The organism is Scandinavium sp., from assembly GCF_032012665.1.
In the GTDB taxonomy this organism is placed as follows: Bacteria; Pseudomonadota; Gammaproteobacteria; order Enterobacterales; family Enterobacteriaceae; genus Scandinavium.
Genome location: NZ_DALZVG010000002.1, coordinates 1 through 11606 on the forward strand (window position 1 = coordinate 1; position 11606 = coordinate 11606).

General features: G+C 54.6%; 11 protein-coding genes. 3 read left to right on the top strand and 8 right to left on the bottom strand.

Going from position 1 to position 11606, the window contains the following annotated elements; all coding sequences use genetic code 11:
- Positions 1 to 192: hypothetical protein (locus RTU33_RS01915; RefSeq protein WP_312624923.1), on the bottom strand; the 192-nt coding region annotated here is incomplete at its 3' end.
- 191 nt (positions 193 to 383) lie between these two features.
- Here RTU33_RS01915 and RTU33_RS01920 point away from each other — a divergent pair.
- The gene (locus tag RTU33_RS01920) at positions 384 to 1682 is read left to right on the top strand and encodes an MFS family transporter (protein ID WP_312624925.1); all 1299 of its coding nucleotides are present in this window, start codon (positions 384 to 386) and stop codon (positions 1680 to 1682) included.
- Positions 1683 to 1684: 2 nt separating this feature from the next.
- Here RTU33_RS01920 and RTU33_RS01925 read toward each other — a convergent pair whose 3' ends face one another.
- From RTU33_RS01925 to trxC, 5 genes are all read right to left on the bottom strand, one after another.
- Positions 1685 to 2008, bottom strand: coding sequence for a YfiM family lipoprotein (locus RTU33_RS01925; RefSeq protein WP_312624927.1), 324 nt, complete (start codon positions 2006 to 2008; stop codon positions 1685 to 1687).
- A gap of 40 nt (positions 2009 to 2048) precedes the next feature.
- Positions 2049 to 3404, bottom strand: a complete 1356-nt coding sequence (gene pssA / locus RTU33_RS01930; protein ID WP_312625276.1) for a CDP-diacylglycerol--serine O-phosphatidyltransferase — start codon at positions 3402 to 3404, stop codon at positions 2049 to 2051.
- Positions 3405 to 3518: 114 nt separating this feature from the next.
- Positions 3519 to 6176, bottom strand: a complete 2658-nt coding sequence (locus RTU33_RS01935; protein WP_312624929.1) for a GNAT family N-acetyltransferase — start codon at positions 6174 to 6176, stop codon at positions 3519 to 3521.
- Between the two features lie 35 nt (positions 6177 to 6211).
- Complete coding sequence (gene tapT, locus RTU33_RS01940) at positions 6212 to 6910, bottom strand: tRNA-uridine aminocarboxypropyltransferase (RefSeq protein ID WP_312624930.1); 699 nt, start codon at positions 6908 to 6910, stop codon at positions 6212 to 6214.
- A gap of 70 nt (positions 6911 to 6980) precedes the next feature.
- Positions 6981 to 7406 carry a thioredoxin TrxC gene (gene trxC, locus RTU33_RS01945; RefSeq protein WP_097163319.1) on the bottom strand — a complete coding sequence of 142 codons (426 nt, stop codon included), beginning with the start codon at positions 7404 to 7406 and terminating at the stop codon, positions 6981 to 6983.
- Between the two features lie 208 nt (positions 7407 to 7614).
- Between trxC and RTU33_RS01950 the strand changes: the two genes are divergently transcribed.
- Positions 7615 to 8706, top strand: coding sequence for a tRNA/rRNA methyltransferase (locus RTU33_RS01950; protein WP_312624932.1), 1092 nt, complete (start codon positions 7615 to 7617; stop codon positions 8704 to 8706).
- A 90-nt stretch (positions 8707 to 8796) separates the two neighbouring features.
- Here the strand turns inward: RTU33_RS01950 and ung are convergent, their stop codons facing one another.
- Entirely contained in the window at positions 8797 to 9486 is a 690-nt protein-coding gene (gene ung, locus RTU33_RS01955; protein ID WP_312624933.1) for a uracil-DNA glycosylase, read from the bottom strand.
- A 307-nt stretch (positions 9487 to 9793) separates the two neighbouring features.
- Here ung and grcA point away from each other — a divergent pair, with 307 nt between their 5' ends.
- Positions 9794 to 10177, top strand: coding sequence for an autonomous glycyl radical cofactor GrcA (gene grcA, locus RTU33_RS01960; protein WP_312624934.1), 384 nt, complete (start codon positions 9794 to 9796; stop codon positions 10175 to 10177).
- A 49-nt stretch (positions 10178 to 10226) separates the two neighbouring features.
- Here the strand turns inward: grcA and srmB are convergent, their stop codons facing one another.
- Positions 10227 to 11561 carry an ATP-dependent RNA helicase SrmB gene (gene srmB / locus RTU33_RS01965; RefSeq protein WP_312624935.1) on the bottom strand — a complete coding sequence of 445 codons (1335 nt, stop codon included), beginning with the start codon at positions 11559 to 11561 and terminating at the stop codon, positions 10227 to 10229.
- Between the last annotated feature and the right edge of the window lie 45 nt (positions 11562 to 11606).

The window sequence follows — 11606 nt, forward strand, 5'->3', positions numbered from 1 at the left end:
ATGGGGTTTTTTTGTTGTCTGCTGTTTGCCTGTGAGGGCTCTCCTGAGTGGGACAAATTCGTCGGGAACGAATTTGCACAGCACACAGTGCTGCCCGGAATACAACTGCCAGGCATCAAACAAGTGAAGAACCCCGACCATCCGGTCGGGGTTTTTTGCGTTTATACCCGAGCCAACCACAGATATATCCACAACTCTTCTTCCTCTACTCCCATTTTGGCCGTAACCCCCTCGCATTGCTGAGCATGCTAATGAAAATCGTGATATACATCTCAAATAAAGATATAACAATTATGTAACATGTTGTTCACTAATTGTTCGGCTATGACGATGAGGATAGCTTCGTCATCGCCGACCTGGTTTTACGCTGGAGCATAATAACAATGACTGAGAATACACTTTCAGCCCGTGAGTCATTAACGGGAGATGGCACCCGACGCCGGGTCTGGGCTATCGTTGGAGCCTCATCCGGGAACCTGGTTGAATGGTTTGATTTTTACGTCTACTCATTTTGCTCACTCTACTTCGCTCATATTTTTTTCCCAACAGGCAACACAACTACGCAACTGCTGCAAACAGCAGGGGTCTTTGCGGCCGGATTTTTGATGCGCCCTATTGGCGGTTGGCTGTTTGGCCGAATTGCCGATCGTCATGGTCGTAAAAAATCCATGCTCATCTCGGTGTGTATGATGTGCTTTGGTTCCCTGGTGATTGCCTGCTTACCGGGCTACGCAGTCATTGGTACCTGGGCTCCGGCCTTACTTTTATTGGCTCGCCTGTTTCAGGGGCTGTCAGTGGGCGGTGAGTATGGCACTAGTGCAACTTACATGAGTGAGGTGGCAATAGAGGGGCGCAAAGGTTTCTTCGCCTCTTTCCAGTATGTGACGCTAATCGGCGGCCAGCTGCTGGCGTTACTGGTGGTCGTGATCCTGCAGCAGATGCTCAGCAGTGACGATTTACATGCCTGGGGCTGGCGTATCCCCTTCGCGTTGGGGGCGGTTCTGGCGCTGGTTGCGCTCTGGCTTCGCCGTCAGCTGGACGAAACCTCACAGAAAGAAACGCGCATACTGAAAGAGGCGGGGTCGTTTAAAGGGCTGTGGCGAAATCGCAAAGCGTTTCTGATGGTGCTGGGCTTTACGGCCGGTGGATCGCTTGTTTTTTATACCTTCACAACCTACATGCAAAAGTACCTGGTAAACACGACGGGCATGAGCGCCAGCGTTGCCAGCATTGTGATGACCGCGGCACTCTTTGTTTATATGCTCGTTCAGCCGCTGTTTGGTGCACTCTCTGACAGAATGGGTCGCCGTACGTCAATGCTCTGCTTCGGCGGCCTGGCAACGCTCTTTACTGTACCTATCCTCACGGCGCTTCAGCATGTCCATTCGCCTTATGCGGCGTTTGCTCTGGTAATGTGTGCTCTCCTCATCGCGAGTTTTTACACATCAATAAGCGGGATCCTGAAAGCGGAAATGTTTCCGGCGCAGGTTCGTGCGCTGGGTGTGGGATTGTCTTACGCCGTGGCGAATGCGTTGTTTGGCGGCTCTGCTGAATATGTTGCGCTTTCCCTGAAATCCGTCGGTTTCGAAAGTGCATTCTTCTGGTATGTGACCCTGTTGAGCGCGATCGCATTTCTGGTGTCGCTCATGCTGCACAGCAAAGGGAAGGGGTTACGCCTGTAAGTTTACTGATGCGCCATTTGCCAGACCGCATAGCCGGTTGTGGCCCCGGCGATATCCCAGGCAAAGTCTTTCCAGCTCCAGCCGCTGCCAGACGGGCGGCTGTCCCAAAGTTCTTTACCGGCACCGAGACTTATCGAGAACATCAGTCCGTAGGCCGCGCTGCGATCCTTATTGTATCCCTGATGCTGAGCGTATTCGTTACCGGCAGCAGAGAGCATCGCTGAAGCAATGAAATGCTGTGCTTTGTCCTGGCCGCTCCAGGCGTCGTTTGCCATATGGCTACAGCCGCATAGCCATAAGGAAGACAATAGAACTAAAGCACGCATAGTTTCTCCCAAAAAAAGCCCCGACGATGCGGGGCTGGGATTACAGAATACGGCTGATAAGTCTGTCGATGCGGATTCTCCGCAGACGGCGAATCAGCTTGCGAACTTTCACCGGGTAATCGGCAATACTTTGCAGGTCACGGTAGTGTTTTACCACCGTGGTGTGAGTACGAATCAGCGCCAGCTCTTTCTCACGTGCTTCAGCCAACTGCTGTTTAGGATCGTGAATGAGAACGGCATTCTCCAGATCGAGACGCCAGGCGCGCGGGTTGAGGTTGTTGCCGGTCAGCAGCATCCACTCGTCGTCCACCCACATACCTTTCAGATGATAGCTGTTGTCCTCATCTTTCCACAGGCGCACCACCAGCTGATCTGTATTCACGTAATACTGCAGACGGCTCAGGAAGCGGCGCAGATTGATTTCATACAGATAGGGGAGCGCACCGATAATTTTGAACGGCTGATCTTCCGGAATATAGAAGTCGTTTGCTGTTTTATCCCCGACGATGATCTCAACCTTCTTGCCCTGACGCAGAAGATGAATAATGTTACGCACCAGCACGGCGGGCAGATTGAAATACGGTGTGCAGATGGTCAGCTTCTCTTCAGCACACGGCATCAAATGGAAAATAGTTTTATTGAGCATGCTTGATTTGCCGAGCCCGACCAGCGGTGTAACCGACAGCTGTTCGTTATCTGCGTCGCCATGGAAATGATATCCGCTATCGCGAAGCTCCTGGCGATAGAGACGAATATCGTTCTTGATTTCCGGGCTCCTGGGGCGCTCGCAGCTGTCGAGACGATTCACGCCGCGGCCATGCACAAGATTCTGTTCAACCCAGTCAAACATGATATCCGCCATCCGGGCGTTACGGATGGCCTGGTAGCGGTCATAGCGATATTTATCATGCTGATGGAGATAAACGTCGTTCAGACTGGCGCCGCTGTAAAGCACGCAGTCATCAATGATAAAACCTTTGAAATGCAGAACGCCGAGCGCTTCGCGGGTATTGACCGGAACGCCGTAGACGGGCACGTTCACGCCAGGATTTTCCTGCGCCATGCGGCAATACCAGTCGGCATTGGTGTTTGAGGCAGCAGCACCAATACGGCCACGCTGTGCACGGTGCCAGTCAACGAGAATGCGTACGTCGAGCTCAGGCCGTTGACGTTTGGCGTCATAGATCGCCTGCAGAATCGCTTTACCACCGTCATCCTGTTCCAGATAGAGGGCAATAATGCAGATGCGGCGCGTGGCATTGGCGATCTTTGCCAACAGCGCCTGGCGGAAATCCGCAGGGGCGTAAAAGAACTCGACATCATCAACTGACTGAGAAAGCTTGGGTAGTTGAGCAAGGTGTTGTTGATGCTTGTTGCGCTTAAATTTTGACAACATCACAGTGCGATTCTTCTCTGATTAATCAAGGGTCCTCTGTACCATGCAGACGACAGAAGCGAGCAATAATACCACCAGTGCCCGCGAAAGTGGTCAACATTTCCAGCAGCTTAGTCACGAAGGCGGTGAGGATAGTCTCAATGTTAAACCCACAATGCCGTCTTCCAGCTGGATATCCACCTCAAAACCCAGCTTACGCGCCAGGGCAATCATCCCCTGATTATTCGGCATGGTAATGCCATTTAACTGGGTGAGCCCATGTTCACGGGTGTAATCGATCAGTTTCTCAAGCAGCCGACGTCCGAGTCCGAGCCCTTTTAGATCCGATCGCACCAGCACGGCAAATTCAGCATCAATATTGTCCGGATCGGAAATAGCGCGTGTGACGCCAAGGATTTCGCGAGTCTCGCCCGAATCCAGAACTGCGACAAAAGCCATCTCACGATCGTAGTCGATCTGGGTCATGTTGGCTAAATCGTCGTGGGTAAATTCATTGATTTCACTGAAGTAGCGGTAGTACAAATCTTCTTTAGTGACCCGGGAAATAAACTGCATCAGCAGGGGTTCATCTTCAGGCAGGATAGGGCGGAAAAGGCAGCGTTCGCCATTCTTCATCTCCACCCACTCCTCAAATTGTTGCGGATAAGGCCGAACGGCCAGTCGGCTTTCAGCATTGCCTTCAAAAGGCGCGATTTCCAGCGTTACGTCCAGCGCAGTAAATTCGTTAGCCGAAGCCAGCAACGGATGAATATCCAGCCGCTGGATCTCCGGGCAGTCCACAATCAGATTCGACACCTGCACCAGAAGCTGGCTAAGCCCTGCCACATCCAATGGACGAAGCGCGCTCCGGCCACGAATTTTTTTATTTTTGATTGCCTGAATAACCAGGTAGCGGGCGAGGTTCATATTGAGCGGAGGCAGAGCTACTGCAGCTTGATCTTCAGCACGCCACTCAACTCCGCCTTCGCCTAACATGATCAGTGGACCAAACAGAGGATCGTGTTCTACCACCACTCGCAACTCTTGCGCTCCGGCACGATTTGCCATGCTTTGCACCAGAAGCCCGTGGATCCTTGCCTGCGGCCATGCCATTTTCACGCGATCGAAGATGGCGTCAGCGGCTTGTTGTACTTCAGTTGCTGTGCGCAGGTACAGCATCACGCCCTGAACTTCTGATTTGTGGGGAATGTCCGGCGATCGCAGCTTCAGCGCAACCGGATAACCAATCTGCTCGGCAATGTGCACGGCTTCCGCGCTGTCGGCAGCGATCCATGTCGGCAGCGTTTGCATACCGTAGGCCTGGAGGATTGGCTGAACTTCATGCGTATCCAGCGATCTGGCGCCGTCGGTTATCGCCTGCTGTAGCAGGATATGGGCTTCTGCGGTGTTGGCCGTCAGATTGTCCGGCAGAACGGGCGTTTCGCGCAGCTGCTTCTGGTTACGGCGATACTCGACCATATGCATAAACGCGGTGATGGTGCCTTCCGGTGTGCGATAGGTTGGAATACCCGCGTCGCTGAACAGGCGCCTTGCTTCCTGCGAGGAATGCTCTCCGCACCAGTTGGTTAAAATAGTGACGTATTTCCCGCGAGCATGGCGGTTAAGTGTTTCAATCAGCGCCTGCGCGCTTTCGGTGCCGGGGGCAGCGGCGCTCGGAGAGTGAATGACCAGCAGGGCATCATAGTCCTGGCTGTCGAGCAAAATGCTCAGCGCTTTTTGGTAGTGCACACTGCTGGCGTCATCACGCAGATCGAGCGGGTTTGCCGCATTGACGCTGGCGGGAAGCGCTTCCTGAAGTGCTGCGAGTGTGTCTTCGCTGAGCGAGGCCAGCTTACCGTTGCGAAGCCAAAGCTCATCCAGCGCCAGCGCTGCCGGCGCGGCGCCGTTGCTGACGATCATCAGTTTCTCGCCGCGAAGCGGACGCATATGGCTGAGCGTTTCGACGGCGGAAAAGAGCTCGTGTGTATCCTGCACGCGTAACAGACCTGCGCGCTGGATAGCCGCATCCCAGGCGGGATCCATCCCGGAATTGACATGCAAAAGACGCTGAGCCGCCGGGCTGCGGCCGCTTTTGATCACCAGTATTGGCTTATTACGAGAGGCGCTACGCGCCGCTGAAACAAAACGCCGGGCATCGCTGAGATGTTCCAGATAGAGCAGAATGGCGCTGGTTTTGGTGTCACGGGCGAGAAAATCGAGCAGGTCGTCAACGTCGATATCCAGACTGTCGCCGAGCGCGATAAAGTATGAAAACCCCATTTCCCGCTGCTGGGCCCAGTCGAGAATGGTATTGGAAACCGCTGCCGACTGCGAAATAAAGGCCAGCTTGCCGCGCCGAATAGGCACGGGTGAGAAACTGGCGTTCAGCCCTTGCCAGGGGGCGAGCAGACCGAGGCTGTTTGGTCCAAGCAAACGCATCTGATAGCGGGCGGCGCACGCTTTGAGATCGCTAAACTGTTCAGGTGGGGCGGAAAGGATAATACAGGTTTTGCAGCCTTTCTGCCCAAGGGCGTCAAGCAGCATCAGGTTGCGTCTGGCGTGGGTGCAGATAACGGCTAAATCGGGCGTAAAGGGCAGGCTTTCAATGTCCGGCCAGGCCAGTACGCCCAGAACCGCTTTCCAGTTTGGCGTCACGGGTAACACCGGGCCGCCAAACCCCCCCGCCAGCAGGTTGCGCATCATCAAATAGCCTGCGCGCTGAGGCTTCATCGATGCACCGATGACGGCAATAGATTTCGGTCTCAGTAACGCTTCCAGTCCCCGTTGGCTCATCGCACTCTCTCCCGGACGATCGTTCCTGAATGATTTTAAACGCTTTCCGTCTCTGGCACTGTGATGTTTCCCTTATGCTGGGTTTTTCCTGCCAGATAGCGGGTACGGAAGCGCTGAAAATGCTCACCGAGCGCGCTGGCGGCATCGGTATCACGCGCCAGGTCCAGCAGGGCAATGGCCACTTCTGCCGTACAGTATTGACCTTCAGCGTGGACTTCACGCAGGCGATAAGCCGATACGCGTGATAAATCGACGGAGATCACTGGCAGCGAGTCGAGATAAGGGCTCTTGCGGAACATTTTACGGGCTTCCGTCCAGGTACCGTCGAGCATGATAAACAGCGGCGGTTTACCGGAAGGAGGTGCGGTTATCACCTCTCTTTCGGCACCCGCGTAAGAGGCCGGGAAGACCACCATTGGCTGATAATCGGGATGCTGAACCAGATCCAATAAGGCCTGAGGAGGCTCGGTTCTGGACCACTGAAAAGCTTCAGTGTCGGGCAGAATATCGGCAATCAGGCGTCCTGTATTGCTGGGCTTCATCGGCTCAGTATCAAACATCACCAGGCAAAAACGGCTCCGTGCAGCGGAAGGTGCTAAGGTTTCACACAGGCACTGTTTAAGCGGCAGCAGGCAACGCTGGCAGCGGCGGATACGGTTACCACGGGCGAGAAACGGGCGAGTGGCGCGAGCGAGGCGTTCGGCGCGCAGACGAAGTACGGCGTTTTCAGTCATCGGGAAGCTATGCAGGAAAAACGCTATTGTCGCAGAGGGGAAAGTGGGGCACAAGACGTGCCCCGGCAGATTAGGCCTGAGTGGCTTCGTTCAGCCAGCTGTCAAACGGGGCTTTTGGCACAGCGCCGTTCAGCATGTCGATGACTTCGCCTTTATGGAAAATCATGATGGTCGGAATGCTGCGAATGCGAAAACGTGCGCTCAGCTCGCGTTCCGCTTCAGTGTTCACTTTCACAAAGCGCATTTTTCCGCTGCGCTCTTCCGCCACATCTTCAAAAATAGGCGCAAAATTGCGGCAAGGTCCGCACCACGGCGCCCAGAAATCAACCACGACCGGCAAATCATCTTTCAGTAATTTATCCAGCGTGGCGTCGGTTGCGTTGATCACATCGCCGTCAAACAGCTCATGGCCACAGCGACCACATTTTGCCGCATCATTAAGACGATCGTCGGGGATACGGTTAAGCGCCTGGCAACTGGCACAAACGGTATTCATAGCTAACCTCTGGGTAATCGGGTTCAGGAAACGGCCTGTATAGCCGAGATGTTTCTGTAATGTTACGTATTATCGATGAGACTGTTTTAAAGGACAATGTGGTTTATTCGATGAATACAATAGTCGCGGTCTTTGGTACGAAATCATGGCGAAGCCTGGCCACATCGGGTAATCTTCGCGCTTCGCGCAGCGCAGGTGGAGAATTAAGATGAACGACGAACTGAAAAACAAAAGCGGCAAGGTCAAAGTGATGTATGTCCGCAGTGATGATGACTCGGATAAACGCACGGCGAACCCGCGCACCGGTAAAGGCGGAGGCCGCAGCGGTCCGTCCCGTACTGAAGGTGGTCGTCGTCCTGCGCGCGACAGTCGTGATGGTAAACCTCGCGACGGCAAACCTCGTGGCGATCGTTTCCGCGATCGCGACAGTGCTTCCCGCGACAGCCAGCCGCGTGAAAATTCACCGTGGCGCACCATTTCACGTGCGCCTGGCGAAGAAGCGGCAGAGAAACCCGATCACGGCGGGATCAGCGGCAAAAGCTTTGTCGATCCTGAAGTGATCCGCCGTCAGCGTGCGGAAGAAACCCGCGTCTACGGCGAAAATGCTTGTCAGGCCCTGTTCCAGAGCCGCCCGGACTGCATCGTACGTGCCTGGTTTATCCAGAGCGTCACGCCTCGCTTTAAAGAAGCCCTGCGCTGGATGGCGGCGAACCGCAAAGCTTATCACGTGGTCGACGAAGCGGAGCTGGCGAAAGCGTCCGGCACCGAACATCACGGCGGCGTTTGCTTCCTGATCAAAAAACGTAACGGCACAAGCGTAATGCAGTGGGTGAGCGAAGCGGCAGAAGAGGATTGCGTACTGGCGCTGGAAGATGTGGGCAACCCGCACAACCTCGGCGCTATCATGCGTAGCTGCGCGCACTTCGGCGTGAAAGGCGTAGTGGTTCAGGATGCGGCGGTGCTGGAGTCAGGCGCGGCAATCCGCACTGCGGAAGGCGGTGCAGAGCACGTCCAGCCAATCACCGGCGACAGCTTCATCGACGCGCTCGCTCAGTTCCGTAAAGCAGGTTACGCCATTGTCACCACCTCCAGCCATGAGGGTACGCCGCTGTTCAAAGCGACCATGCCGAAGAAAATGGTGCTGGTACTGGGCCAGGAGCGCGATGGTCTGTCCGATGCCGCACTCGATTCGTCCGACCTGCGCGTTGCTATCAACGGCACGGGCAACGTTGAAAGCCTGAACGTCTCGGTAGCAACCGGTGTGCTGCTGGCCGAATGGTGGCGTCAGAATAAAGCCTGATAAGGAAACTCGCGTAGGCCCGGCAAGCGGAGCGCCGCCGGGCATTTTAGCCGGGTGACGACGATGTCTTACCCGGCCTACGATTAATCTCTACTCTTCCTCTGTCGGCAATACCGGCATCCAGTCAATTGGCGGCTCCCCACGCCGGGCAAGCCACTCGTTCGCCTGAACAAAATGATTCGAACCAAAGAAGCCGCGATGGGCAGATAGCGGAGACGGGTGCGGTGCTTTCAGCACGTGATGGCGCTGGCGGTCAATGATGGCCCCTTTCTTCTGCGCATGCGATCCCCAAAGTAAAAACACTACGCCTTCGCAGTGTTCATTGATGAGGCTAATGACCTTATCGGTGAACGTTTCCCAGCCCAGGCTTGCGTGCGAGTGTGCCTGTCCCGCGCGTACCGTCAGCACCGTGTTAAGCAGCAACACGCCCTGTCGCGCCCAGCTTTCCAGATAACCGTGCGTCGGTCGGGTAAAGCCTGGAATGGTGCCTTCCAGCTCTTTGTACATGTTCAACAGGGAAGGCGGGATGCCCACGCCGGGGCGAACGGAAAAGGCCAGACCGTGTGCCTGCCCCGGGCCGTGGTAGGGATCCTGACCGAGGATGACCACTTTTACATCGCTCAGTTCGGTGTAACGAAATGCGTTAAACACATCCTTCTGCGGTGGGTAAATCGTCGTTCCGGCCTGACGCTCGCAGGCCACCGTTGCCAGCGTATTGATGAAATAAGGCTGTTCTTTCTCACTGGCCAGCACGTCGTGCCAGGTTAAGGGCGTCGTCATCTCGCTCTCCTGCGAATAGTTTGGCGTTAGCTTAACGACTTCTCTCTTTAGCGCAAAATTTTGTGACGATTGGCGGTGAACCAGGAATGAAAAACGATCGGTATACGTGCTTTTTATACGCCGGGAAAGTTGATGTAAAACAATAAAATTCATAGATGGACTGAGTACACCTACTAATTCTATTGATTTAAATCAATGATTGCGGGGTGTCAGACTGATATATATACACTCAAGCAACAATGGTTTTACCAATTGGCCAGCGTATGGCCAACGCAAAACGAATAGACGATCCTAAGAGAGGCATCAAATGATTACAGGTATCCAGATTACTAAAGCTGCTAATGACGATCTGCTGAACTCTTTCTGGCTGCTCGACAGCGAGAAAGGCGAAGCTCGCTGCCTGGTGGCAAAAGGCGGCTTCACTGAAGACCAGATTGTTGCTGTCAACAAGCTGGGCGAAATCGAATACCGTGAAATTCCGGTAAACGTACAGCCAGAAGTCCGCGTGGAAGGCGGTCAGCACCTGAACGTGAACGTGCTGCGTCGTGAAACGCTGATGGATGCCGTTGAGCACCCGGAAAAATACCCACAGCTGACCATCCGTGTTTCCGGCTATGCGGTTCGCTTTAACTCCCTGACCCCGGAACAGCAGCGCGACGTTATCGCTCGTACTTTCACTGAAAGTCTGTAATTTCTCAGGGGTGGGAAATAAAAAAGCCGGAGAACTCTCCGGCTTTTTTTTACTCTTCAGTCGTCTTCTTTTCGGTCGCCACGGCGACACTTGGCTTACGACGTTTACCGATGTTTTTAGCATCGCGGTGGCGTTTCTTCACGCGCGGCTTTTCCTGCTCCGCTTTTTTCTTCTCGTCACGCTTCGCCTGCACCTTCTTCGACGGTTTGCCTTTCAGCTTCACGCTTGGTGCCCGCGTGGTCGGACGCAGTTCGTCGATCACACGCGCCTTGAGCGGTTCTTCGATATAGCGACCGACTTTCTCCAGCAGCAGATAGTCGTGCGCTTCGACTAAGGAAATGGCGGTGCCTTTATTACCTGCGCGACCGGTGCGACCGATGCGGTGCAGGTAGGTATCGCCGCTTAGAGGCATATCGAAGTTAAAGACGTGGCTGACGTCAGGAATATCGATCCCGCGAGCAGCAACGTCGGTTGCCACCAGAACGTTTACGCGGCCGTCAGTCAAACGCTTAATGGCTTCGTTACGTTTGATCTGCACCATTTCGCCTTCGAGATAGCAGTTGTTGATGCCTTTATCACGCAGCCAGCCTGCCAGCTCGTGCACGCGTTCACGTTTACGCACAAACACGATGGAGCGGGTGACATCATCCTGCTGCAGCAAATTGATCAGCAGGGCCGTTTTATGTTCGATGTCGTCTGCACGGTAGTACCACTGGTGAATTTTTTTACGCTCGCGGGTGGATGGCGTTGCAGAGACTTCAACAGGATCTTCAAGCAGACGCTCGGCAAAATCTTTAATGGCATCGCCTTCCAGCGTGGCCGAGAACAGCATGGTCTGCTTGCGCCAGCGGGTTTCCCCGGCGATGGTTTCGATATCCTGGGCAAAGCCCATATCCAGCATACGATCTGCTTCATCGAGGATCAGCGTTTCTACTGCGCGGCAGTCGAAGTTTTCTTCCTTAATGTATTGCAGCAGGCGGCCGGTGGTGGCCACCACGATATCCTGGTTTTCGCTGAAGACTTCAGCGTGGTTCATATACGCCACGCCGCCGGTGATGGTGGCGATATCCAGATGGGTATTTTTCGCCAGCTCGCGAGCGTGATCCGCCACCTGCATCGCCAGTTCGCGAGTTGGGGTCAGAATAAGAATACGTGGCGGGCCCGATTTTTTACGCGGGAAGTCGAGCAAATGCTGCAACGCGGGCAGCAGATACGCCGCCGTTTTACCGGTGCCTGTCGGCGCAGAACCGAGGACATCACGGCCTTCGAGCGCAGGCGGGATGGCTGCAGCCTGAATGGCGGTCGGGCGTGTGAAGCCTTTCTCCTGGAGCGCGTCCAGCAGGCTATCGTCGAGTTCTAGCTCGGAAAAAGTCGTTACAGTCATGATCTACCTCTGTGTGGGCCGCTGATTATAGACGGAATGACCGTA